Raw genomic sequence first — 25,433 nt, forward strand, 5'->3', positions numbered from 1 at the left:
CTATTTTCGGATTACTTGTTATAAGTACTATACCGAGAATGGATACTTAATCGCATCATGGTGTTGATAATCGGTCACTTCAAAATCAGCCATAGTTACCCACGTTTCTAAGTCTTCTAGGGTCTTAATTTTTGGGTTTATGTGTAATTTTGGTAGCGCGAGTGGTTCGCGTTTTAACTGTACGTCACGCATCAACTCCAGTTGGTCTTCATAAATATGTGCGTTAACAATTTTATGGTATGCCTGGCCTGCTTTATGGCCAGTTATTTGTGCAACCAATGCTAACAATACGTGTACTTGTACCATATTGAAATTTAGCCCTAGCGGCACGTCACACGAACGCTGTGTACTGTTTAGGTATAACGTATCACCGAGTAGTGAAAAGTGGTGACTGTACATGCAAGGGCGTAAACAACCCAGTTCAAATGCACCCGGGTTGAAGAAGGTTAAGATCTCGCCACGGTTATCAATACCCTTGCTTAAGTCATCAATAATTTGACGTAATAAATCGACGGTACCGCCTTGTGGTTTTACCCAATTACGTGCACATGCGCCATACACATAACCCATGTCATCTTCACCTTTACGGTGTGGGCTTGCTAACCAAACCGGATTGTCATTGGCATTGGCATCCCAAGTTTTGGTGCCTAACGCACGAAAATCAGCGGCATTGTCATACCCTCGGATGTAACCAATGATCTCGGCAATGGCTGATTTCCAAAAGCTTTTTCGTGTGGTGACTAATGGAAATTCATTGTTCGCGACATCATAAGTGAGATCAGCATTGATTACGGTTAAACAGCGCTTTCCAGTACGTTCATTTTCAACCCATACACCTTGTTCCACTATTCGTGTACATAAATCAAGATACTGTTTCATCGACTACTACCCACTTTTATTGTTATACATTAATTATTGTGCATTATTTGCATGGGCAGGATCTTTACATAGATCAGTTGATGTTACAAATAAGAATGTAGCGAATAGTAGCGATTATTGCTGAGTTACTCGCAGCGATAATCGTGTTTTAACAGTGGCGGCTAAGCATGTTCGAGTTGCAGTAGTTGCGCGTTAAAACGCTTTTTGTTCTTGTCTGTAAATTGGGTCAGGTCTAATACGATTAAACCATCAATGCAGTGATTGAAGCTTGGGTCAATATTGAAATCAAAGATCTGTACACCTCCGGTTTTGCACAACTTAGTATATTGTTTAAATAAAGTTGGCACGCTAAAGCCCATATGACTGAGTTGCGCCTTTAACACTGAGAAGCCTTCTTCTGCCTCACAGCCAGCGAATAAATCGCTTAGGCGTAAGTTGGTTTGCTCTGATAGGCGAAATGGCATGGTTGCACTGGCTACATTGTTCGAATTACCGTAAAAATGGGCATAGTAATAAACCAGTAGTTCTTTTGCTGGTTGCGAGTAACTGTTGCTGATACTCACAGTGCCAAACAGATAACGGCAACTACTGTGCTGAAGAATGTATTCCATAATCCCTTGCCACAGATATTCAAGACAGCGGCTGCCCCAGTATTTTGGCTGAATAAAGCTGCGCCCCAACTCAATACCGGATGCAAGGTAAGGTGTCATCGCAGTGTGATAATCAAATAACGTCGCGCTGTAGAGCTGTTGTTGGACATTGGCTAAATTAATATTATTGGTTTCGATCAACCGATACGCACCGATTAACTCCAGTGTGCTGTCATCCCACAGTAAAATATGTACATAGGAATTATCGTAGATATCCACATCTCGGCGCTCGCCAGTGCCTTCTCCGACTAATCGGAACGATTCTTCTCGTAAACGGCCTATTTCACGCATGATGCTGGAGTTGCTTTGATGACGATAGCAGTAAATTTGTTTACCGTCTCGACTTGCATTTATTTGCTGACAGGCATGTATCTCGCTGCGTAACAAAGCTTTGTTCTCTGGATGCGCAATGGCGGACTGAGTATTGAAAATAGACGGTTTATCTTTGCTTAAGCGGTATAAATGCTTACGGAAAAGGGCTGTTTTGGTATTAATGGGTAAATCGAGTGATTGATAGGTTTGATAGTTAATCTGTTCACCAATGCGAATCGATACCGAGTTATGGGCATGCTTAAACATTTCACGGATCAACCACAAGGTCGATATTGGTTTGGATAACATCGATAAACTATAGAAAAGCAGTGAGTTTTTAGCGTTAATATAAATGGGGATGATAGGGGCCTGGATACTGCTGGCAATACGTAAAAAACCATTACGCCATTTACCGTCTTTCACGCCCTGTGGGCTAATACGCGATACTTCACCTGCCGGGAACATGATGATGACCCCCTCATCCTTGAGGTGCGCTTTGATTGCGTGTAAGCGCTCGCTTACGGTACCGCCATTCATATTATCAACCGGTAAAAAGTAATCGCTTAGCGGCTTGATAATCATCAGCATATCATTGGCAACGACTTTAACATCGGGGCGGATCTTACTGACCATTTTCAGTAGTGCCATACCATCGAGTGTGCCTATTGGGTGATTGGCGATGATCACTGCCTTGCCAGTTGCCGGAATGCGTTCTAGTTCATTAGAACGTACTGAATAGCTAAAACTAAAATGTTCGAATACTTGTTCGATAAATTCGATACCAGTGAGGTGGGCATAGGTTTCACCAAATTGGCGTAATTCACGTTCGTGGAACAGTAATCTGAGTATCGCCAGCATAGGCTTAGCGATAAGACGGGTGCTTTTTTTTTGAAAAAAGTCAGGGTAACGTTGGTTCATTTCCGTTTCTACATTGAGCATAATCTTTATCCTTTAGATTATTGTTGGTTTTATCATAGAAGCCTGAGATGACATTTTTAGTGGTTTTTTATGGCAATTGAATGACGAGTTAACGTCCTATTCTGTGAGCCACCCTGCGATCTTACGGCAGACCCAATTGCCGTCATCAAGCGGTAAATCGTGACCTGCTGTGGGGTGATAATGAATTGGACACAACCATTGTTTGGCTATTACAGTACTGCAGCGAACATCAACGAGTTGGTCGCGTGAGCTTGCGAGTAACAAAATATGCTTAATGGGCGCCTGTGTGGGCGGACTAAAACGGCAGGCCGCCACCAGTTGTCGCAGTGCATTTTGACGACTTACTGGCTGCTGCACTGCATAATCTGCCCAGCGTAGTGCTAATGCTTGATGATGATTAACTTGAGTGTGACTCTGCTGGTTATGGGGACCAGTATGGCTGGTCATCTTTAATATGAGCTGTTCTTGCTGCAAAGCTGGGCGGGTTAATATTTTCAGTAGCGTGGGGATATTATGCAATTTAAGGCGCTGGTGAAGAGGGCTGAATTGTTTGAAACTGGTATTTATGAACACCATGCGCTCGATTTCATTGGGAAAATGCTTTGCCCATTCCGTTGCGATCATGCCGCCCATCGAAATCCCCAGTAATCGGATCGGAGAACTCACGTGCTGGTGCTGCTGTCTAAATGTATGACGCAGTTGTCGCATGATAGCGGTGATTGAACTTGGTGTTGTGACTTGCCATTGACTACCCGTACCAGCAATATCACAACATATAACTTGGCAATTAAGTTGTTGATAAAGTTTGGTTGGAAAGTCTTCCCAGTGCAATTTTTGGCGGCACAGCCCACGGATTAATAGCCACATTGGAGCGGTTTTTTCCTTCTCAGTCGGTAATGGTAATACACTATTCGTTATACCAGAGCGAAGTTGCATCGGCATGATGACGTTCCTTGTTTAGTTGTGGTAACCAATGGCTATATGACCCAGTTACCTTAATTAAAAACTCCATGAGTACGTGGTGTTGGCGCAGTACGCGTTTAATACGGTGAGGTTGAATCGGATGGAAAATACCACTGGACTGGAATACTTGCAGCGGGTTCTTTTTGATCCAGGTCCAAGATCCCATTTCCAAAGTCAGTGGCAGAAAAGTGGTATTAAGGCTGAGAGATTGGTCGTATAAATAATCCCAGAGATCACCGTGAGTCATGTAATTACGCGCTTGTGGTTCGAACACATAATCTTGATGTGGGTAGGTTTCTAACAGCATTTTTCGCAGTTTAAATATTTCAGCAAGGTGAGGAATTGGTTGCTTGGATTTGGCATAAGGAAACCAGATCTGATTATTAAAACCAAAACCAGAATGGCAGTCGAGCGCGATGCTAAATGGCGCGTTGAATAACTGCTGACTGATATGCTCAACCAGTACCCGTGATTCATGTTGCATGACGTTGCCTTTTTTACCTCGATACCAAGGTAAGGCATTGCTAATCCGTTGCCCGCCAACAAGCCAGGGTACACGGCCTACGGCATCAACAGGGGCATTACGCATTAGGTCGATGCCATTACCATTGGCGCGACGATTGTTTAGCATACCGATGGGATTCATTAATGGCAGGAAGACTAATCTGACTTGGCTGAGTTCTTGGTGCAGGGATTTATCCCACTTTAAGCGCCGAATAAGGCTTTCAAATAAGGCTAAGATAACCTGAGTTCCGATACGCTCTACACCGTGTATTCCGCCAATAAAAGCGACAACAGGGACATTCGGCTCTTGTGATCCCATACTGATAGAGTACAGCGGGTAGCTCGATGTCTTGTAAGATACATGGGCTAAAATTTCGCTGTGTAGATGTTTACCACCTAATTTGATTAATTTTTCTAGTTGCACCAGTTCGGGCAATGGCTGTTGCTGTTGGCTTTTTAATGGCATTAATAATTACCTAAATAGGGTGATTAAAACGATTAATGCATACCAATATAGCGAAATTAAACAAATTAAAGGTTAAATCTTTATGAACTTTCTATACTAGACCTATGTGGTTGATGCTTTGATTATTTATTGAGTTCAACTACCCAATAAAAGCAAGGAGGCTGATTTGTATAAATCTTTAATGCAATTCTTACGTACTGAGTCATCAGGCGGTGTATTACTTATCATTGCCGCATTGTTAGCGATGATCGTTGCTAATTCCCCTTTATCTGAACTTTACTTGAGTTTTTTACATACCGAGATCCAAGTACGTGTCGCTGATATAGATATTAATAAGTCATTCAGTCATTGGATTAATGACGGTTTGATGGCGGTATTTTTCTTATTAATTGGGTTAGAAGTAAAACAAGAACTGGTGGAAGGGGCACTAGCGAGTCGTAAAAAATCTCTGTTCCCAGTCATTGCCGCTGCTGGCGGTATGTTCGCGCCCGCATTGGTATATCTAAGTTTTAATGGTGCAGATCCACAAGCGGTTAAAGGTTGGGCGATCCCCGCTGCTACGGATATCGCTTTTGCGTTAGGGGTATTGTCATTACTGGGCAAGCGCGTGCCGCTGAATCTGAAAATATTTTTATTAGCGCTCGCGATCATGGATGACTTGGGCGTGATTATCATTATAGCCCTGTTTTATACTGCCGAGATGTCATTGTTATCATTGGGTTTAGCTTGTGCCTGTATCAGTGCGCTGTGGTTAATGCATCGATACAATATCATGAGTCTAACGCCATATCTCATTGTCGGTGCGCTCTTATGGGTGGCGGTATTAAAATCGGGAGTACATGCAACATTAGCAGGTGTGGTTATTGGTTTTGCTATCCCTATGTACCGCAAAGATAATAAAGATGATGTCGAGAATCCGCATTCACCAGCAAAAACCTTAGCGCGCTGGTTACACCCTTGGACTAAATATTACATTTTACCTTTGTTTGCATTTGCTAATGCGGGGGTCTCGTTAACCAATATTCAATTCAGCGATATGACATCTGCATTGCCTATTGGTGTGGCATTAGGGCTTTTCATTGGTAAACCGTTAGGGATTTTTACGGTTAGTTGGCTAGCAGTGAAATTGAAAATTGCGACGTTACCAGAAGGCGTTAATTTTAAACAAGTTTTTGCTGTATCTGTGTTGTGCGGTATTGGCTTTACGATGTCGATGTTTATTACATCATTAGCGTTTACTGGACCAGTGATGGCTGATTTGGCGCGTTTAGGGATATTAATTGGGTCGACGTTAGCGGCGGTGTGTGGTTATTATTTATTGGCGTGTGCAACAAGGGCTAAGGATCAGATCGATATAGAAGAAGCTGCGGGGTAGCTAGGAATATTATTTGGTAAGTCTGACAGACTTAATTTTTAGGTATAAAAAAACCAGCCGAAGCTGGTTTTTCATTATCGTATTAAGCAATAATTAAAGTGCTTTGATCTTTGCAGAAAGACGGCTCTTAACGCGAGCAGCTTTATTTGCGTGGATCAGGCCTTTAGTAGCCATACGATCAAGAATCGGTTGTGCAGCAACGAATGCAGCAGTAGCTTCTTCTTTGTTACCTGCAGCGATAGCTACGATAACTTTCTTTGTAAGTGTACGCATCATAGAACGACGTGAAGCGTTATGTTGACGGCGTTTTTCAGATTGGATTGCGCGTTTCTTAGCAGACTTGATATTAGCCAAGGTCCTACTCCTAAATGTCTAAAGACGTTAATTTTATAAAGGCGAGGAATATGCCTTGCCTAACGAAATTTGTCAATATTTTTGTGTAAATAACAGCCAAAATATTGGCAACTAACTGCAATGACAGTTAAGATGTGGGACATATTTTAGCAGCAAATGCGGCCCACGAATAGGGTTTGATTGACATAAAAGGTGTTTCTTGAGTAATAAATTAATAAAATCTGGCCTTATTGTTAGTTCGATGACCATGATCTCGCGTATTTTGGGTTTAGTTCGAGATGTTATTGTTGCAAATCTGATGGGGGCGGGTGCCGCTGCCGATGTTTTTTTCTTTGCCAATAAAATTCCTAATTTTTTACGCCGACTCTTTGCCGAAGGGGCATTCGCACAGGCGTTTGTGCCAGTTCTGACCGAATATCAACAAACTGGTGATAAACAAAAGGTACAACAACTGATTGCCTCAGTATCGGGCACATTAGGTGTGCTAGTGACGATTGTTACCTTTTTGGGGGTAATCGGCTCGCCATTAATCACCATTTTGTTTGGTGCTGGTTGGTTTGTTGACTGGCTCAATGATGGACCCGATGCACATAAATTTGAACTTGCTTCATTTATGCTGAAAATTACTTTCCCTTATTTGTGGTTTATTACTTTTACAGCACTTTCTGGTGCAATTTTGAACACTCTGGGTAAGTTTGCCGTTGCTGGCTTTACACCCGTGTTTTTAAATATTGCCATTATTGGCGCGGCATTATTTATTTCACCTAACTTAGAGCAGCCTGAGATTGGCCTCGCTATTGGGGTATTCATCGGCGGAGCGATCCAGTTCTTATTTCAGATACCATTTTTAGCGAAACAGCAGATGTTGGTGAAACCACGTTGGGGTTGGCATGATCCTGGCGTGACTAAAATTAGAAAGTTAATGATACCGGCAATGTTTGGGGTATCAGTAAGCCAAATCAATCTATTGTTTGATACTTTTATTGCTTCATTTTTAATGACGGGCTCGATCAGCTGGTTGTATTACTCAGACCGCTTATTAGAGTTTCCATTAGGGTTATTTGGTATTGCGATTGCAACGGTGATCTTACCTGCGCTATCTCGTACTCATTCAGCACGTTCAGATCAGCTGTTTAAGCAAACCATGGATTGGGGCGTGAGAGTGGTGCTATTGCTTGGTATTCCGGCGATGATGGGGATGATCGTACTGGCCGGTCCAATGCTTAAAGTGCTGTTTATGCGTGGTGAGTTTGGCGCGGATGATGTTTCTATGGCCTCAATGAGTCTGATGGCTTATGGCTCAGGGCTACTGAGTTTTATGCTTATTAAGGTACTTGCCCCTGGCTATTATGCGCGCCAAGACACCCGTACTCCGGTTAAATTTGGCATCATCGCGATGATCAGTAATATGGTCTTTAACATTATTTTAGCTATTCCCTTTGGTTATGTCGGCTTAGCATTGGCGACAGCCGGCTCCGCGACCTTAAATGCGGGCTTATTATATTGGGGTTTACACACGGAAGGGGTGTATAAGATCAATGCCGATACAGGGAAGGTCGTTGCCAAGTTATTCTTGTCTGCAGGTTTGATGACTGGCTTAGTTCAATACGCTAAACCCGAGATGCAACAGTGGTACGCTTGGGACTTATTAGACAGCAGTTTATACTTATTAGGCTTAATTGGCCTGGCTGCAATAAGCTATATTATAGCGTTATTGGTGTTGGGTTTACGCCCTCGGCATTTTAAAATTAACGACTGAGTACAAATTGTTGCTGACCCTGTGCGTTGACTAAGTTATAATTTGTCGTTTTAGTGGAATAGTTGGCAAAAACATGGAGCTGATTCGAGGCATTCACAACCTGAAGCCCCACCATCAAGGGTGCGTTTTAACTATAGGTAACTTTGATGGCGTTCATCTTGGGCACCAATCGGTATTACAACAGTTAATCGAAAAAGCGAGCCAGTTGAATTTACCTGCGACGGTAATGACGTTTGAGCCGCAACCACTAGAGATGATTATTGGTGACAAAGCACCTGCGCGATTAACGCGATTACGTGACAAATACGCAGCGTTAAAAGACCAAAATATAGATCAACTATTATGTGTTAACTTTAATGCTAAGTTTGCTGCACTTTCTGCCGATGATTTTATTACCCAGCTACTAGTGAAGCAGCTTGGGGTTAAATATTTAGTCGTTGGCGATGACTTCCGCTTTGGCCATAAGCGCATCGGTGATTTTGCCATGCTGCAAGCCGCGGGTGTTAAATATGGCTTTGATGTGGTGAGCATGGATACCTTTAGCGTCGCACAAGCACGTGTCAGTAGTACCATGATCCGTAACGCATTAGCACAAGATAAACTTGATTTAGCCGCTGAATTACTCGGCCGACCATTCAGTATTTTTGGTAAGGTTTCTCACGGCGCGAAATTAGGCAGGACGATAGGATTTCCAACCGCAAACATACCACTAAAACGTTGCGTAGACCCAATCCACGGTGTTTATGTTGTGGAAGTATTCGGTATTAAAGAAACAGCGGTACAGGGTGTTGCCAATATCGGTAAACGCCCTACAGTGGGTGGCGTTCGTACCCAGCTGGAAGTTAATTTATTTAATTTTGATGGCGATCTTTACGGTAAACAGTTAGAGGTTGTACTGAAGAAAAAATTACGCGGTGAAGAAAAATTTGCATCTTTTGATGTACTTCGCCAGCAAATAGCAAGAGATGTCATTGCAGCCAAAAACTATTTTGGTCTGTCAGTTTAATTTTTAATAATACGCATTACATTACGTAATAAGTATAAGACCATAACGGAATTAGGATACATGAGCGAATATAAAAAAACGCTGAACCTGCCGAAAACTGGCTTTGCGATGCGCGCTAATTTAGCGAACCGCGAACCAAACATGTTGAAGCAGTGGACTACTGATGATTTATACGGAAAAATCCGTGCCGCTAAGAAAGGTAAAAAAACCTTTATTTTGCACGATGGCCCTCCTTATGCGAATGGTAACATTCACATCGGTCACTCAGTTAACAAGATCCTGAAAGACGTTATTATTAAAGCCAAAGGCTTGTCTGGATTTGACGCACCTTACATTCCAGGTTGGGATTGTCACGGTCTACCAATTGAATTAATGGTAGAAAAGAAAGTGGGCAAACCTGGCCGTAAAGTAACGGCTGCACAGTTCCGCGAAGAATGTCGTAAATATGCGACAAAACAAGTTAACGGTCAACGTCAAGACTTTATCCGTCTTGGCGTATTAGGTGATTGGCAGAATCCGTACTTAACAATGGATTTCAGCACTGAAGCAAACATTATCCGCGCTTTAGGTAAAATCGTTGAAAACGGTCACTTACAAAAAGGTTCTAAACCTGTTCACTGGTGTACAGACTGTGGTTCTGCACTTGCTGAAGCAGAAGTTGAATACGAAGATAAGAAATCACCTGCTATCTACGTGCGTTTCACTGCGCAAGATCAAGCGGCTGTTAAAGCGGTATTCGGTAGCGATGTTGAAGGTTTAGTGTCAACTGTTATCTGGACAACGACACCTTGGACATTACCTGCTAACCGCGCGGTTGCATTAGCTGAAAGAGTAGAATACTCATTAGTTAATATGGTAACTGAAACTGGTTCACAACAGTTAATTCTAGCAACAGATTTAGTAGAATCTTGCATGGCGGCATTTGCACCTGAAAGCTTCACTACACTGGGTACTTGTACTGGTGCGGCACTAGAAAACTTACGCTTTAACCACCCATTCTACGATTTCGATGTACCAGCTATCTTAGCTGATCACGTAACGACTGAAGCGGGTACAGGTGTTGTACATACAGCGCCGGGTCACGGTCAAGAAGATTACGTGGCTGGTCTACGTTATAACCTAGAAATTGCAAACCCTGTTGGCAACAATGGTGTTTATCTTGAAGATACGCCGTTATTTGCTGGCCAACATGTATTTAAAGCCAACGATAGCGTACTTGAAGTGCTAACTGAAAAAGGTGCGTTACTAAACCACCAAGTGCTGAAACACAGCTATCCACATTGCTGGCGCCACAAAACGCCAATCATTTTCCGTGCGACCCCACAATGGTTTATCAGCATGGAACAAAATGGTTTGCGTAAGGCTGCGATGAAAGAAATTCAAGATGTGCAATGGGTTCCTGCATGGGGTCAAGAGCGTATCGAAAGTATGGTAACGAACCGTCCTGACTGGTGTATTTCTCGTCAGCGTACTTGGGGCGTGCCAATTTCTTTATTCGTGCATAACGAAACTCAAGAACCGCATCCACGTTCTGCAGAGTTAATGCAAGATGTTGCTAACTTAGTTGAACAAAAAGGCATCCAAGCTTGGTGGGATCTTGATTCTGCTGATTTATTAGGTGACGACGCTGTTAACTATACTAAAGCACCTGATACCTTAGACGTATGGTTCGATTCGGGTTCAACACACTTCTCAGTTGTTGATGCACGTAAAGAATACGACGGCGCAGATATCGATCTTTATCTTGAAGGTTCAGATCAACATCGTGGTTGGTTCCAATCATCATTGATGATCTCGACTGCAATTAAAGGTAAAGCCCCTTACAAAGACGTGTTAACACATGGCTTCGTTGTTGATGCTAAAGGCCGTAAAATGTCTAAATCTATCGGTAACGTAATGGCACCACAAGACGTAATGAATCGTCTTGGCGGCGACGTATTACGCTGGTGGGTTGCAAGTACCGATTACACCGGTGAAATGACAGTATCTGATGAGATCTTAGATCGCAGTGCTGACGCTTACCGCCGTATTCGTAATACTGCGCGTTTCCTACTGTCTAACCTTGAAGGTTTCAACCCTGAAACTGATATGGTTGCAGCTGAAGACATGGTGGCGTTGGATCGTTGGGCTGTTGGTCGTGCACACGCACTACAAACTGAAATCCTAGCTGATTATGAAAACTACCAAATGCAGAATGTAACGCAAAAGCTAATGACATTCTGTTCAATTGAATTAGGTAGTTTCTACTTAGATATCATTAAAGATCGTCAGTACACGGCAAAATCAGACGGTATTGCCCGTCGTAGTTGTCAAACTGCGATGTTCCATATCTTAGAAGCGATGGTTCGTTGGACTGCGCCGATCTTAAGCTTTACATCGTTTGAAATTTGGAATGCTATGCCAGGTGAACGTTCTGAGTATGTATTTACTGAAGAATGGTACACAGGTCTAACACCACTTGCAGACGATGCTGAGCTAAACAATGCTTACTGGAGCAAGTTACAAGCTGTGCGTAGTGAAGTGAACAAGACTGTTGAAATAGCCCGTAACAACGCTGTTGTTGGTGGTTCACTACAAGCTGGCGTAACATTGTATGCCAATGCTGAATTAGCGGCAGACCTTAATAAGCTTGGTAACGAGTTACGTTTCCTACTATTAACGTCAAACACTAACGTTGTGGCTGTAACTGAAGCTCCTGCTGATGTTGAAGCAAGCGCTATCGATGGTTTATGGATCAGCGTTGCTAAGAGTGAAGCTGAAAAGTGTGAGCGTTGCTGGCACCATAATGAGACTGTTGGTCAGTCTCAAGCACATCCAACTATTTGTGCTCGTTGTGAAGACAATATCGATGGTGAAGGCGAACAACGTCAATTTGCTTAATCGCATTTGTACGAGCTAAATAGCATAAGTAAAGAAGGGTAATAGCAATTAAGTTGTTATTATCGTTCACATAGAATGCCTACTGTATACTGGTCATCATCACTAGTATAAATACAGTAGGCATTTTTTATGGATAAATGCTTAACCCATGTCATGAAAATGATATGATTGTTAACATTCTATTCAAACATGCGGGATTGATAGTGTTAGCAATGCCGTCGTTGCATGACATTTATCGTAATCACATTGGCGTATCAGAGGATAATAATGACCGTAGGCACACATAAGAGAACGGGATTAATTTGGCTGTGGCTAGCCGTTATCGTATTTTTTATTGATTTGGGCAGCAAGTCTTTTGTAATAAGTCATTTTCAATTAGGTGAATCGGTAAATATATTACCCGTATTCAACTTTACCTATGCACGTAACTATGGCGCTGCATTTAGTATGCTTGCTGATGCGGGTGGTTGGCAACGTTGGTTCTTTGGATTGATTGCTGTATCGGTTTCTGGTTTGTTGATTTATTGGTTAAAGCAACAATCGGCCCAAAAGTATTGGAGCAACATTGCTTACGCGTTGATCTTAGGCGGGGCGTTAGGTAATTTATACGATCGTATTATTCATGGCTATGTGGTTGATTTTTTACATGTATATTGGGAGAGAAGTCATTTTCCAATCTTTAACTTAGCAGACACTTGGATCTGTATTGGTGCCGCGATGTTAATTTTGGAAGCCATTATGGAAAGTAAAAACGACAAGGAATCATCAAATGACAGTTAACGTAGCAACAATTGGTAATGATAGTGAAGTACTGATGCATTTTACTATTACCTTAGCAGATGGCTCTGTTGCCGATAGTACTGAATTACAAGGTAAACCTGCTAAGTTAGTGATCGGCGATGGCAGTTTAACGCCTAATTTTGAACGTTGTTTATTAGGTTTAACTGTTGGTGACAAGAGTAAGTTTGAACTGCAACCTGAAGATGCATTTGGACAGTCGAATCCTGACAATATTTATTATTTAGACCGTGCTAAATTTACTGAAGTTAAAGCAGAAGTCGGTTTAATTGTTGGTTTTACTCAGCCTGATGGTGCTGAATTACCGGGTATGATCCGTGACGTGGTTGGCGACTCAGTAACGGTCGATTTTAATCATCCGTTAGCGGGACAAATCGTGACTTTTGAAGTTGAAGTTTTAGAAATTAATGCAGAATAAATAAGGTTTATGATGGAAATTTTACTCGCTAATCCTCGAGGGTTCTGTGCTGGTGTTGACCGTGCAATTAGCATTGTTGAACGTGCGCTTGAGTTATTTGAAACCCCTGTTTATGTACGTCATGAAGTTGTACATAACCGTTATGTGGTTGATGGCCTAAAAGAGAACGGTGCTGTTTTTGTCGAAGAGCTTGATGAAGTGCCAGACGGCCGCGTGGTTATTTTTAGTGCGCACGGGGTATCAAAAGCAGTACAAGCTGAAGCTAAACGCCGTGACTTAAAAGTATTTGATGCAACCTGCCCATTAGTCACAAAAGTACACATGGAAGTCACACGTGCGAGTCGCCGTGGTATTGAATGTGTATTGATTGGTCATAAAGGTCACCCTGAAGTTGAGGGCACTATGGGTCAGTATGATAATGCTGACGGTGGTATGTATTTGGTTGAATCGATTGCTGATGTTGCAGCGCTCGACGTGAAAGATGTAACGAATTTGACTTACAGTTCGCAAACGACGTTATCGGTTGATGACTGTGCAGAGATCATTGATGCATTACGTGAACGCTTCCCTGAGATCAAGGGCCCACGTAAAGATGATATTTGCTATGCAACACAGAATCGTCAAGATGCAGTCTCTAAACTCGCCAACATGGTTGATATTATGTTTGTGGTTGGTTCTAAAAATTCATCTAACTCAAACCGCTTACGTGAAAAATCAGAGAATATCGGTGTACCGTCATATTTGATTGATAACGCGGGTGATATTGACCCTGCGTTATTGGTCGGTAAGCTGAAAGTCGGTGTGACTGCGGGAGCATCTGCGCCTAAAGTACTTATCGATCAGGTGGTTGAAAAGCTGCAAGCTTGTGGTGGTAAACTAGTGACTGAAGTGGAAGGTCGTGCTGAAAACACGATATTCGAAGTCCCTGCTGAACTACGTATCAAACAAGTCGATTAAGTATCATCATTAAAGAAGTTCGTTTAACATTTGGTTAGACGAACTTTGTTCACTTTTCCTGTCCCCGATTATTTACCTACTCTACAGATCAAACGCTGTCTCATTTAACGTTATCTATCACAGAATGTAAAATCACTGCATTTACATGAAATAAACACTTGTGTAACATGTTGCGCAGTAAATTATTTAAGTGAGTTAAATATGCAATCTAGAAAGGACTCTGGATTCAGTCTCATTGAAGTGATGATCACATCATTCATCCTTGCCGTAGGCCTGCTGGGTATTGTGGCATTGCAAGGGATTGCGAAGAAATCATTAGCAGACACAGATAAGCAAATTGAAGCTTCATTTCTTGCGCGTACGGCGCTGCAAGAATTGCGAGCTGATACTAGCTGGCTTGATGCAACCTCAAACATAACTCAAGACACCATTATATCCACCATTCTCGCTAATGCGGAAAGCTCTGCTTCGCGTAGTAATCTGAGTTTATGTCGTAATATTGCAGTGACAGTGACCATCGCTGTGAGCTGGCAGATTCAGCATACGGCCATGTCAGATCCGGCTGATGATGGTGCCGCATGTGGCCAAGCAATAACTAATCGCCGACAAGTCGTATTGACCAGCTTAATCTCGGAGGCGATATGACGATGAAGCAAGCAGGTTTTAATTTAATTGAACTGATGATTGCGCTCGTTGTTGGGATTGTATTGATGGCATCGATCACGACCATGTTTGTTGATACTAAGCTATCTGCCAATCGCTCTTCGACCGTTTCTAATCTACAACAACAAGCACAGTTAGCGCTGCAGATACTCGTGGAGGATGTACGCAGCATAGGCAGCTGGGCTGAATTTTCAGGCGAGGCGATTAGCGATATTAAAGTCCCTAATATGGTGGCTGGAAACTGCAGTATTGTACCAGCAGTGGGAGTGGTTAATACTGGTAATGCCCATCTCCCCGCTACCGCAAATTGGGTCCTGCGCGCAAATTTAGCGAATGCAATCGGTGTTGCAAGTATCAATATTGATAATGTTTGTCTTGCGCCGGATCACACGATTTCAGATGATAGTGATGTTATTTCGATCGCGCGTATTCGTGGTTCAATTACAGCGATAAGTGATATTGAATCAGCTAGTTATTATGTTGCGATTTCCCCTCAGCAAGCGCAGCTATTTAAAGGTGATACGCCTAATAGTGCAACCAATACAGATAATGTTGAGATTTACCCCTACTTACATCACACCTATTTTGTACAATCGCATGAGACTGAAGGCACGCGATTAAGCCGTTTTAGCTTTATTGACGGTGTCTTTACTAATGATTTAGTGGTTGGAAATATCGAAAAAATTAGGATTGATTTTGGTATTGATAACAATAACGATGGTCGTCCTGATAATTATTCGATTAGTAATAATGTCACGGATGCTATGTGGGTTAATAACCAAATTGTAGCAGCCCGTATTTATGTTTTAGCGCGAGCTAAAAATAAAGATGTAGCGCTAAACAATAATCAAGCTTATAACGCCAGATTTCGACCTTTTACACCAACTAATAATGATAACTATCGCCGTTTTTTATTGGCCACCACGGTCGTGATTAAGAATAATATGATGGCGGTGACACAATGAAAAACCAGCAAGGTGTGACTTTATTTATCGTTATCATTATATTGGTGGTCGCCACCTCATTAGCCGCTGCCGTTATAACTGAAACACGGTTAGGCCAAAATTCGATTGGTTTGACGAGAGAGAAGTTAGCTAATGAGCAGGAGTTATTAGCTGGTGTGGAAAGCATCGTCAGTGATACCGGACTGCTTGATAAGATCATGGGGATGAGTGCCAGTCATGACGTTCAGATGTCTGCGAGTTCTTTTCATACTAACGCTAATATAACCCTGCGTGGTGAGGGTTATTGTAAGCGTAGTGCTATAGCTTCTAGCATCAACTTAATTCAATGTCGGTATGTCAGGATCGACTTCAATCAGCAAAACAATGCACGACGCGTACAAGGGAATAGTATGACATCGGGTGTTGAACAGCCATTTTTAGCGGCTAAAAATAATTAGGGATAGGCAATGAAAAGGATTTTCAAACAAGCCAGTATTATTCTCACAGGGTTAATGGCATTACATGCAGGGGCTGATGAAGGTGAAATTTATTCTGTCAGCTTAAATGGCAAGCCCCAAGTACTTGTTATTCTAGATACCTCTTCACATATGAAAGACGAAGCTGATTTTCCTTACCCTAAATATTATGATCCGCATATTGCTTACCCGCCAATTCCAGATACTAAAGCTGAAGATCTTATCTATCGTTGGTTCTATGGCGGTGAACAATTTTATTACAATCGAGATCAAGAGGCTCGAGTTCTCAATCATTCTGAGTTAGTTAGGATCTCCAAAAAAGCAGTCGACAGTTATGTTGGAGGCAGTGCTTTAACGAGTACTGAAGAACAACTATATAATGATTTTGTGGCAACAATTCCGGATTTAGATAGTGGCCCTAATATCGATTATTCGTATATGAATTGTTACTCTGCACTGGAGCATTTCCAGGGTTCGCTTGGTGCTTATCAAGACTATATTGCTCAGTGGTTGCCTAATGGTATCGTATGGGGTGATGGCATTGTCGGTGAACAATATCTGTGGAAAAATATCGGTAGTCGAAGCGCTATTGGTAAGAAATTTGTGGATTGCCAAAAAGACATAACTGATGATGAAGATCGCAACCCTGGTTATGAACATAGTGCGATTATTCAGCCAAGTGATATCTCTGATGGTGAAACCGACGGTTATCAAGAAAAAGAATCTCGTCAAGGTTTTCCGACGGAAGGTCCTCAATATTACTGGGATTCATATCAAAATACAGTGGTTAGAAATTTCAATGGCAGTAACGATAATAAAGCTTATTTATATTCCGATAATTTGGTGAAGTGGGCAGCTCTTTCACCAGATAGTCGCGGTAATATTCGCTTATCTAATTTACAAATAGCGAAAAAAGTGGTGTTAGATTTAATGCTAGATACCACTGAACTTAATACCGGATTAGAAATTTTCAATCCGAATAACTCTATTACTAAACTCGATATTTTAAATAATAATGGTGGTCGAGTTATATCGGGCGTGAGCTCTTATGATCCTGAGGATTATGATTCGACTACGGCGTATAAATCAAAAGTAAGTTTGTTAAAAAGCAAGGTTAAAGATATTTTTACCACGGGATATTCGAAATCAGCCTTGTGTGAAAGCCTGTATGAAGGATTCCGATATTTATATGGTCAAGATGTTTGGTATGGGGATGATGTGTTAATTGGCGCTAAACCACAGCGTGATAAAAGTATAGAAGATAATAAACGCTATATTAGTCCGATGGACTGGGTTAATAGTTGTCAAACGGAAGCTTACATTATTATGGTGACCGCTGGTTATCATGATGTCACAGACCGTCCATTAGATTTGATAGAATGTGGTAGTATTTTTAACGGTTTAATCCGTGTAGATGATTATGATCATGACAGTAAAGCAAACAGTTTGATTGGGCAGCTGCCTGGTATTACAGAACAAGATATTAAAGATAAAGCCGTACAAGTTAATTCGCCAGATAAGAGCTGTGATAAAAATTTGTTACCAGTACTCTCTGGCTGGTTAGCGAATAATGATATTGATATAACGACGAAAGATGTTAAAGAACGCATTGTTACATATACCGTCGGTATGGGGGCGTTGCCTGATGGCAACCGTAATTTATTGGAAAAAACGGCTGAATACGGTGACGGTGAGTTTTATCATGCTGTAAATGCTAATGAGTTACGTCAAAAATTAGAAATGGCGTTTGCTGATATTATCGCAAGACAAAAAGGGATAGCAGCATCTGTTGGTACCTCCATTAATAGCAGTAATTCAACCAAGAGTAATGAGTTTGTTTATTATTCTATGTTCCAGCCTAATCAAACCAGTAAATGGCAAGGCAACCTGCGTAAATTGAAGGTCACTAGTGATGGTACTTTAAGTGCATGGACGCAACCAGCCAGTGATGCGCCATCAACGGCTTCGGATGTATCGCCAGCTTTAGTCAATGAAGATGGCCGCTTTTTTAATGATGATTTATACTCTGGCTGGAGCTCACAGCAAGGTCTGAATGATGCCGATAAAGGTGGTGTAGGGGAAGCTTTTTCTTCATTGGTATCGACAGATATTCGTAATGTGTACATTACTAATGCCGACAATACGGCGTTACTCACGTTAAATAAAGATAATTTAAAAGCAGCATTATCAGCAACATCGGATGCTGATTTAGCCAGTGCTATTGGTGTATCTGAAGCAACGCTAGATTCGGCAATTAGCTGGTTACATGGTAAGAACGAAACCGGTGATTATCGCGACGATATTTTTGGTGACCCCATGCACGCTGAGCCCTTAATTGTCGAGTTCCCAGATAGGGTAGATTCAAGCACACCGACTAAAGCTCGTATATTTATTGGCACCAATGCTGGCTTTTTCCATGCCTTTAAAGATAATGGCCGTAGTGTGGAAGAAGAGTGGGCATTCATACCAAAAGAGCATATAGCCAGGGCTCTGAAGTTAAACCTACAAGTCACTAAAGCTGAAAATCGTATTTATGGCATCGATGCGAGTGCCGTTGATGCTCCGTACCTTGATAGTGCTGGCAATATTCAGCATGTCATTAGTTTTGGTTTACGCCGTGGCGGTAATCAATACTTCTCTTTAAACGTAAACCTTGATAACGCGAAGGTCAATACCACCAAACCAGGACTTAACTGGGTCATTAATGCTGAAGATAATCGTTATTCAGAGCTCGGTCAGACTTGGTCGACACCTGTGGTAAGCAAAATATTTAGGGGGGATACAGCGACAAATGACAAACCAGTATTAATTTTTGGTGGTGGTTATGATGCCCAAAAAGATGACTGTGGTGTAAATAATAGTGTTAATGCTTGCGGTGATATAATGGGACGTGCGGTGTATATTGTCGATGCTGATACTGGTATTTTAATTAAATCATTTGAAAACGGTATTAGTGACAGTATTGCGAGTCGTTTAGCGGTAATGGACAGCGATGGTGATAGCTATGCTGATCGCATTTACGCACCAGATACAGCCGGTAATATTTATCGTATCGACATGCCAAAAATATTTGATGCAGATAAGCATAAATTCCTTATGGAAGTTAATCAATGGCGGTTATTTAAGCTGGCTAACCTTGGTGGTTCGGCGGTTAATGATCGACGATTCTTCAACGCGCCATCCATTGTCAGAGCAAGAGATATCGAGGGTAATTCTTATGATGGATTACTGTTAGGTAGTGGTGATATTACCCACCCTAATTCGAATATGACGGTACAGAATTATTTCTTTAATCTGAAGGACACAAATATTTACCCTAAAGTGTGGGGTAATGCTGAAGGAGAAACGCCGATACCATCAGCAATTACCATCGCTCATTTATCGGTGATTAAACATAGCAGTCTCTCAGGGAACGATGCACTCTCTGATGTCGCCAATGATATGAAAGTCGCAGGTTGGCGTTATGTATTAAACCAAACGGGTGCCGCCGATGGCTCGAGTTTAGGTGGTGAGAAATCCCTTGGCAGCGCCGTGGTGATTAATGGTGTCGTGCACTTTAATACCTACACACCATTTGCGAAGGATTATGTCATTGAAGATGGTCAATGCGTGGTGAATCAATCAGGTAATAGCCATTATTATCAACTTAGCTTAAATGCGGGCACCACGAAATATTATCAAAAACTACCTAATATTATTGCTAAAGATCTTGCGGTACATGCTGCATCAAGTTCTGGCGCATCGGTATTACGTCTATTAGGGGCGGGTAAAGGAGAAAGCAAAACGGTCGATGGTATTGTTATCAATAAAGGCTCGGTTGATACGAATGTATTATTAGAGCCTCGTTCAACCTATCGTTATTTCAATGAGGAGACCCAATAATGACCAATAAGAAAACTGGCTTTACCCTTGTTGAGTTAATGATAGTCGTGGCGATTATCGGTATTTTAGCCGCTGTTGGTTATCCATCTTACAGTGCTTATATCCTTGCTAATAATCGAAATGATGCCAAAACGACATTGTATAAAGCCCAGTTATTACAAGAGCAGTTTTATTTAGATCATGGTCAGTATGCAACATCATTAGCCAGTGGTGCGGCCAACTCATTATCAGGCTGGAGTGATAATACTGACTATTATAGTTTTGCGTTTGACCCAAGCGCCAGCATCGGTACCTATAAGATAACGGCCACAGCTCAAGTATTAAGTGCACAGGTTGCTGATTCAGACTGTGCGTCTTTTAGCATTGATCACTTAGGTACAACAACCTCGATGAGTAGCAACCAAAGGGTTAGTGCGGATTGCTGGTAAGTTGGGTTTAACTTTAAGTTTAGCCATTTCATCGATTTAATTGCTCGTCTGATTGGCAATTTCAATTTGCTTAGGTATGCTAAGAGTTATATTTAGGGGCTAACAGGGACAGATAATGAAAAAAATTGAAGCGATTATTAAACCGTTTAAACTTGACGATGTACGTGAAGCTCTTGCTGAAATCGGCATTACAGGTATGACAGTATCTGAAGTTAAAGGTTTTGGCCGTCAAAAAGGTCACACTGAACTTTACCGTGGTGCTGAATACATGGTGGATTTCTTACCTAAAGTAAAACTTGATCTTATTGTGCAAGATGATGACGTTGATGCATGCATTGAGTCTATCGTTGAAACTGCGCATACCGGTAAAATCGGCGATGGTAAGATTTTTGTTACCGCTGTAGAACGCGTGATCCGTATCCGTACTGGTGAAGAAAACGAAGAAGCTATTTGATCATTACAGGCGAAATTAACCGCTAATATCGTCACTATTTCTACAAGACACCGAGCATTTATGTTCGGTGTCTTTTTTTTACTGATAGAGCTTATAACCGTACATAAATAGCGCGCCAAGGGCTTCTCTGAGTTAGCATTTTGACGTAGTTTGGGTATAATCACTTCATTAACAGATCCGTTTATATTATTTAATCTAAACAATCGCTCATAATTCAAGCACCCAGGACAATTACATGACAATGTCTACAGCTGAGATCCGCAACGCGTTTCTTGATTATTTTGCCGAAAAAGGGCACAACAAAGGCACAAGTAGTTCACTTGTTCCTGCTAATGATCCAACTTTGTTATTTACAAATGCGGGCATGAACCAATTTAAAAACGTATTCCTCGGTGCAGAACAACGTTCATACACACGTGCTACAACGTCACAACGCTGTGTACGTGCTGGTGGTAAACACAATGACTTAGATAACGTCGGTTATACAGCGCGTCACCATACATTCTTTGAAATGTTAGGTAACTTCAGCTTCGGTGATTACTTTAAAGAAGATGCGATCTTATTTGCATGGGAATTCTTAACGGTTGTTCTGAAATTACCAAAAGAGAAATTACTGGTTACTGTTTACGAAAGTGATGATGAAGCATTTTCATTCTGGGCTGACAAAGTAGGCGTGCCAGAAGATAAAATCATCCGTATTGGTGACAAATCACCAGAGAAGAAATTTGAATCAGACAACTTCTGGTCAATGGGTGATACCGGTCCATGTGGTCCATGTTCTGAAATATTCTACGACCATGGCGAAGATATTTGGGGTGGTGTACCGGGTTCTCCAGAAGAAGATGGCGATCGTTTCATCGAGATCTGGAACTTAGTATTCATGCAGTTTAACCGTCAGTCAGACGGTACTATGCTGGAATTACCAAAACCATCTGTTGATACCGGTATGGGTCTAGAGCGTATTTCTGCAATTATGCAAAACGTCCACTCAAACTACGAAATCGATATCTTCCAAAGCTTAATCAAGCACGTCGCTGAGCTTATCGGTACGACTGATTTAGAAAACAAATCATTACGCGTGATTGCCGATCACATTCGTGCATGTAGCTTCCTGATCTCTGACGGTGTTATGCCATCAAATGAAGGTCGTGGTTATGTATTACGCCGTATTATTCGTCGTGCAGTACGTCATGGTAATAAACTTGGCGCTAAAGGCCCATTCTTCAACAAGCTTGTTGCTAAGATGGTTGAGCTGATGGGCGACATTTCTGATGATCTAGTAAAACAACAAGCAATTGTTGAAAAAATCCTACTTATCGAAGAAGAACAGTTTGGTAAAACATTAGAACGTGGTCTGAACATCCTAGATAACGAACTGTCACAGCTAACAGGCTCGGTAGTTCCTGGTGATGTGGTATTTAAATTATATGATACATATGGTTTCCCATCAGATTTAACCGCTGATATCGCGCGTGAACGTGAGTTAACGATTGACGAAGATGGCTTTAAAGCTGCGATGGAAGAACAGCGTAATCGTGCGCGTCAAGGTTCAAACTTTGGCACTGATTACAACGAGATGCTAAAAATCGATGCGAACACTGAATTCTTAGGTTATCAAACGCTGACATCTGATGCGCAAATTGTTGCGTTAATCAGAGATAATGCTGAAGTTGAAATCTTAAATGATGGTCAAGCAGGCGCGATTGTTTTAAATAAAACACCGTTTTACGCAGAAGCGGGTGGCCAATCTGGCGACCAAGGTGTAATTAAACTGGGCGATGCTGTATTTACCGTAACTGATACCAAAAAAGCGGGCAACGCAGTTGTTCACTTTGGTACTGTTTCAGGTGTTATTGAAGTTAATAACCACGTTATCGCCGATGTTGACGTTAGTCGCCGTAAAGCGATTGGCCTTAACCACTCAGTAACTCACTTAGCACACGCAGCGTTACGTAAAGTTGTTGGTGAAAATGTCCAACAGAAAGGTTCATTAGTATTACCTGAGCGTTTACGTTTCGATTTCTCACACTTTGAAGGCGTAACTGCCACGCAACTACTTGAAGTTGAACGCCTTGTTAATGCACAAATTCGTGCTAACCACGAAGTCGTGACTGAAGTGATGGACATTGATGCCGCGCGTGAAGCGGGTGCAATGGCATTGTTCGGCGAGAAGTACGATGACGAAGTTCGCGTAGTACGTATGGGTGACTTCTCAATCGAGCTGTGTGGTGGTACGCATGTTAAACGTACCGGTGACATCGGTTTCTTTAAGATCTTGTCTGAGAGTGGTATTGCTGCTGGCGTACGCCGTGTTGAAGCGGTAACCGGTGATTCAGCATTAGCGTATGTACACGATCTTGTGGCTAAAATGCAAGAAACAGCAGGATTAGTGAAAGCGGATCAAAATACACTGGCAGCGAAAGTTAGCCAAGTATTAGACCGTAATCGTAGTCTAGAAAAAGAAGTTGAAAAACTAAACGTGCAAGTAGCTAGTGCTGCAAATGCCAACTTGATCGACCAGATAAAGGTGATTAATGGTGTTAAAGTACTTGTGGCGAATCTAAAAGGTGCTGATCCTAAGTCATTACGTAGCTCTATGGATGAACTGAAAAATAAACTGCAAAGCGGTATTATTGTTCTTGGTATTCCAAGTGAAGGTAAGGTTAATCTGATTACCGGTGTAACTAAAGACTTAATCGGTAAAGTAAAAGCCGGTGAGCTAGTAAGCTACCTTGCTGTGCAAGTTGGCGGTAAAGGTGGTGGTCGTCCAGATATGGCTCAAGCTGGTGGTTCAAACCCTGAAGCACTACCTGCAGCACTTGAATCAGTGACGCCGTGGTTAACTGAAAAACTGTAAGTCATGACTGTTAGTTAGCTGTTAATCGTTGTTAACTAAGCTTAAATAAACAGTGTAACGAAAAGAGGTAGGCAGTCCTACTTCTTGCTCTGAGCACAGGCGGTGATAAATTTAAAGGTTATTAAAGGAAGTTTGTTGTGGCGTTGTATGTACAAAAATATGGGGGAACTTCAGTTGGTTCAATTGAACGAATTGAAGCCGTCGCCCAGCGAGTGAAAAAATCTCGTGAACAGGGAAATCAAATAGTTGTGGTCGTGTCGGCAATGTCTGGTGAAACGAATCGTTTACTGGGTATGGCGAAAGAGCTCGATGAGCACGCGAATCGCAGAGAAATGGATGTATTAGTTTCAACAGGTGAGCAGGTGACTATCGCATTGTTAACCATCGCCCTGCACAAAGCAGGTGTCGATGCGATATCAATGACGGGCGATCAAGTTCAAATGAAAACCGATAAAAGCCATGGTAAGGCTCGCATCAAAACAGTTGAAACAGACAACTTACAACGTCATCTAGATGAAGGTAAAGTAGTCGTAGTCGCTGGCTTCCAAGGGCGTGATGAAAGTAATAACATCACTACACTCGGTCGCGGTGGCTCGGATACCACCGCAGTTGCAATCGCAGCTGTACTGAAAGCTGATGAATGTCAGATTTATACTGATGTTAACGGCGTCTATACCACCGACCCTCGGGTTGAACCTCGCGCACGGAAATTAGATTGCATCACTTTTGAAGAGATGCTTGAAATGGCGAGTTTAGGTGCCAAAGTATTACAAATTCGTTCAGTCGAGTTTGCAGGGAAATATAATGTGCCTTTACGCGTACTGTCTTCATTTGAAGAAGGTGAAGGGACATTGATTACTTACGAGGACGTAAAAATGGAATCAGCAATCATATCTGGCATTGCGTTTAATCGTGATGAAGCAAGTTTAACTATATCAGGTATTCCTGATGAACCTTTAATCGCAGCAAGTATCTTAGCGCCAATTGGTGATGCAGATATTGATGTCGATGTTATCGTACAAAATCCACATGGTGAAGACGGCCTAGTTGATTTTACTTTTACGGTTCATCGTGATGATTACCAAGCTGCGAAACTACTCTTGGAAAATACTTGCGTAGAATTATCTGGAAAAAATGTGCAAGGTAACGATCGTATTGCTAAAATTTCAATAGTAGGTGTCGGTATGTGGAATCATCCTGGTGTCGCTAAGACGATGTTTGAGGTTTTAGGTAACGAAGGAATCAACATGCAGTTGATTTCCACCTCTGAAATTAAGATTTCGGTGATCGTTGACGAGAAGTATTTAGAGCTTGGTGTTCGTGCATTGCACGCTGCATTCAACTTAGATGTCGCTTAAACTGAGTGAATAAACAACAAATTAAGTCTTATTTATTCTTTTCTTGTTTTATATTGAAGCTTTTAATAGAATAAAAAGTGGCTTAACAAAATATACTGAATTAGTTGAGGA

20 protein-coding genes are annotated in these 25,433 nt (G+C 41.8%); 15 read left to right on the plus strand and 5 right to left on the minus strand.

Annotated elements, in window-relative coordinates; all coding sequences use genetic code 11:
* Positions 1-27: 27 nt before the first annotated feature.
* The 4 genes from QNK26_RS06555 to QNK26_RS06570 form a co-directional block, all read right to left on the minus strand.
* Positions 28-879 carry a thymidylate synthase gene (locus tag QNK26_RS06555; RefSeq protein WP_319221672.1) on the minus strand — a complete coding sequence of 284 codons (852 nt, stop codon included), beginning with the start codon at positions 877-879 and terminating at the stop codon, positions 28-30.
* 161 nt (positions 880-1,040) lie between these two features.
* Positions 1,041-2,780 (minus strand): GNAT family N-acyltransferase, encoded by a 1,740-nt coding sequence (locus tag QNK26_RS06560; RefSeq protein ID WP_319221673.1) that lies wholly within the window; start codon positions 2,778-2,780, stop codon positions 1,041-1,043.
* 96 nt (positions 2,781-2,876) lie between these two features.
* A complete protein-coding gene (locus QNK26_RS06565; RefSeq protein ID WP_319221674.1) occupies positions 2,877-3,722 on the minus strand; it encodes an alpha/beta hydrolase in 846 nt (281 codons plus the stop codon).
* On the minus strand, positions 3,688-4,713 hold the full coding sequence (locus QNK26_RS06570) for a M14 family zinc carboxypeptidase (RefSeq protein ID WP_319221676.1): 1,026 nt from the start codon (positions 4,711-4,713) through the stop codon (positions 3,688-3,690). The genes QNK26_RS06565 and QNK26_RS06570 overlap by 35 nt, the downstream gene beginning before the upstream one ends.
* 166 nt (positions 4,714-4,879) lie before the next feature.
* Here QNK26_RS06570 and nhaA point away from each other — a divergent pair, with 166 nt between their 5' ends.
* Positions 4,880-6,088, plus strand: coding sequence for a Na+/H+ antiporter NhaA (nhaA, locus tag QNK26_RS06575; protein WP_319221678.1), 1,209 nt, complete (start codon positions 4,880-4,882; stop codon positions 6,086-6,088).
* 93 nt (positions 6,089-6,181) lie between these two features.
* Here nhaA and rpsT read toward each other — a convergent pair whose 3' ends face one another.
* Positions 6,182-6,442 (minus strand): 30S ribosomal protein S20, encoded by a 261-nt coding sequence (rpsT, locus tag QNK26_RS06580; RefSeq protein ID WP_319221679.1) that lies wholly within the window; start codon positions 6,440-6,442, stop codon positions 6,182-6,184.
* Positions 6,443-6,641: 199 nt separating this feature from the next.
* Here rpsT and murJ point away from each other — a divergent pair, with 199 nt between their 5' ends.
* The 14 genes from murJ (at position 6,642) to QNK26_RS06650 (ending at position 25,322) form a co-directional block, all read left to right on the plus strand.
* Entirely contained in the window at positions 6,642-8,201 is a 1,560-nt protein-coding gene (gene murJ / locus QNK26_RS06585; protein WP_319221681.1) for a murein biosynthesis integral membrane protein MurJ, read from the plus strand.
* Positions 8,202-8,274: 73 nt separating this feature from the next.
* On the plus strand, positions 8,275-9,207 hold the full coding sequence (gene ribF, locus QNK26_RS06590; protein WP_319221683.1) for a bifunctional riboflavin kinase/FAD synthetase: 933 nt from the start codon (positions 8,275-8,277) through the stop codon (positions 9,205-9,207).
* 60 nt (positions 9,208-9,267) lie between these two features.
* Positions 9,268-12,087 (plus strand): isoleucine--tRNA ligase, encoded by a 2,820-nt coding sequence (ileS, locus tag QNK26_RS06595; protein WP_319221685.1) that lies wholly within the window; start codon positions 9,268-9,270, stop codon positions 12,085-12,087.
* Positions 12,088-12,354: 267 nt separating this feature from the next.
* Positions 12,355-12,867, plus strand: a complete 513-nt coding sequence (gene lspA / locus QNK26_RS06600; protein WP_319221686.1) for a signal peptidase II — start codon at positions 12,355-12,357, stop codon at positions 12,865-12,867.
* Positions 12,857-13,303, plus strand: a complete 447-nt coding sequence (fkpB, locus tag QNK26_RS06605) for an FKBP-type peptidyl-prolyl cis-trans isomerase (RefSeq protein WP_319221687.1) — start codon at positions 12,857-12,859, stop codon at positions 13,301-13,303. The genes lspA and fkpB overlap by 11 nt, the downstream gene beginning before the upstream one ends.
* 12 nt (positions 13,304-13,315) lie before the next feature.
* Positions 13,316-14,260: a 4-hydroxy-3-methylbut-2-enyl diphosphate reductase gene (ispH, locus tag QNK26_RS06610; protein WP_319221721.1), complete on the plus strand. Its 945-nt coding sequence runs from the start codon at positions 13,316-13,318 to the stop codon at positions 14,258-14,260.
* A 201-nt stretch (positions 14,261-14,461) separates the two neighbouring features.
* Positions 14,462-14,905, plus strand: coding sequence for a prepilin-type N-terminal cleavage/methylation domain-containing protein (locus tag QNK26_RS06615; protein WP_319221688.1), 444 nt, complete (start codon positions 14,462-14,464; stop codon positions 14,903-14,905).
* Positions 14,902-15,888 carry a PilW family protein gene (locus QNK26_RS06620; protein ID WP_319221689.1) on the plus strand — a complete coding sequence of 329 codons (987 nt, stop codon included), beginning with the start codon at positions 14,902-14,904 and terminating at the stop codon, positions 15,886-15,888. The genes QNK26_RS06615 and QNK26_RS06620 overlap by 4 nt, the downstream gene beginning before the upstream one ends.
* Complete coding sequence (locus QNK26_RS06625; RefSeq protein WP_319221690.1) at positions 15,885-16,325, plus strand: hypothetical protein; 441 nt, start codon at positions 15,885-15,887, stop codon at positions 16,323-16,325. Before QNK26_RS06620 ends, QNK26_RS06625 begins: the two co-directional genes overlap by 4 nt.
* 9 nt (positions 16,326-16,334) lie before the next feature.
* Positions 16,335-20,225: a pilus assembly protein gene (locus tag QNK26_RS06630; protein WP_319221691.1), complete on the plus strand. Its 3,891-nt coding sequence runs from the start codon at positions 16,335-16,337 to the stop codon at positions 20,223-20,225.
* Complete coding sequence (locus QNK26_RS06635; protein WP_319221692.1) at positions 20,225-20,653, plus strand: type IV pilin protein; 429 nt, start codon at positions 20,225-20,227, stop codon at positions 20,651-20,653. The genes QNK26_RS06630 and QNK26_RS06635 overlap by 1 nt, the downstream gene beginning before the upstream one ends.
* 115 nt (positions 20,654-20,768) lie before the next feature.
* On the plus strand, positions 20,769-21,107 hold the full coding sequence (glnB, locus tag QNK26_RS06640) for a nitrogen regulatory protein P-II (RefSeq protein ID WP_019442300.1): 339 nt from the start codon (positions 20,769-20,771) through the stop codon (positions 21,105-21,107).
* A 235-nt stretch (positions 21,108-21,342) separates the two neighbouring features.
* Positions 21,343-23,964 carry an alanine--tRNA ligase gene (gene alaS, locus QNK26_RS06645; RefSeq protein ID WP_319221694.1) on the plus strand — a complete coding sequence of 874 codons (2,622 nt, stop codon included), beginning with the start codon at positions 21,343-21,345 and terminating at the stop codon, positions 23,962-23,964.
* 137 nt (positions 23,965-24,101) lie between these two features.
* Complete coding sequence (locus QNK26_RS06650; protein WP_319221696.1) at positions 24,102-25,322, plus strand: aspartate kinase; 1,221 nt, start codon at positions 24,102-24,104, stop codon at positions 25,320-25,322.
* The last annotated feature ends 111 nt before the right edge of the window (positions 25,323-25,433 follow it).

Origin of the sequence: Moritella sp. (genome assembly GCF_033791185.1) — a bacterium.
In the GTDB taxonomy this organism is placed as follows: Bacteria; Pseudomonadota; Gammaproteobacteria; order Enterobacterales; family Moritellaceae; genus Moritella.

Excerpts from the sequence above, each read along its gene's own strand:
- QNK26_RS06565 (WP_319221674.1), bottom strand. The coding sequence starts at position 3,722 with ATGCCGATGCAACTTCGCTCTGGTATAACGAATAGTGTATTACCATTA.
- ribF (WP_319221683.1), top strand. The coding sequence starts at position 8,275 with ATGGAGCTGATTCGAGGCATTCACAACCTGAAGCCCCACCATCAAGGG.
- QNK26_RS06570 (WP_319221676.1), bottom strand. The coding sequence starts at position 4,713 with ATGCCATTAAAAAGCCAACAGCAACAGCCATTGCCCGAACTGGTGCAA.
- QNK26_RS06615 (WP_319221688.1), top strand. The coding sequence starts at position 14,462 with ATGCAATCTAGAAAGGACTCTGGATTCAGTCTCATTGAAGTGATGATC.
- fkpB (WP_319221687.1), top strand. The coding sequence starts at position 12,857 with ATGACAGTTAACGTAGCAACAATTGGTAATGATAGTGAAGTACTGATG.
- lspA (WP_319221686.1), top strand. The coding sequence starts at position 12,355 with ATGACCGTAGGCACACATAAGAGAACGGGATTAATTTGGCTGTGGCTA.
- ileS (WP_319221685.1), top strand. The coding sequence starts at position 9,268 with ATGAGCGAATATAAAAAAACGCTGAACCTGCCGAAAACTGGCTTTGCG.
- ispH (WP_319221721.1), top strand. The coding sequence starts at position 13,316 with ATGGAAATTTTACTCGCTAATCCTCGAGGGTTCTGTGCTGGTGTTGAC.
- QNK26_RS06630 (WP_319221691.1), top strand. The coding sequence starts at position 16,335 with ATGAAAAGGATTTTCAAACAAGCCAGTATTATTCTCACAGGGTTAATG.
- QNK26_RS06620 (WP_319221689.1), top strand. The coding sequence starts at position 14,902 with ATGACGATGAAGCAAGCAGGTTTTAATTTAATTGAACTGATGATTGCG.
- QNK26_RS06555 (WP_319221672.1), bottom strand. The coding sequence starts at position 879 with ATGAAACAGTATCTTGATTTATGTACACGAATAGTGGAACAAGGTGTA.
- glnB (WP_019442300.1), top strand. The coding sequence starts at position 20,769 with ATGAAAAAAATTGAAGCGATTATTAAACCGTTTAAACTTGACGATGTA.
- QNK26_RS06635 (WP_319221692.1), top strand. The coding sequence starts at position 20,225 with ATGACCAATAAGAAAACTGGCTTTACCCTTGTTGAGTTAATGATAGTC.
- QNK26_RS06625 (WP_319221690.1), top strand. The coding sequence starts at position 15,885 with ATGAAAAACCAGCAAGGTGTGACTTTATTTATCGTTATCATTATATTG.
- QNK26_RS06560 (WP_319221673.1), bottom strand. The coding sequence starts at position 2,780 with ATGCTCAATGTAGAAACGGAAATGAACCAACGTTACCCTGACTTTTTT.
- alaS (WP_319221694.1), top strand. The coding sequence starts at position 21,343 with ATGACAATGTCTACAGCTGAGATCCGCAACGCGTTTCTTGATTATTTT.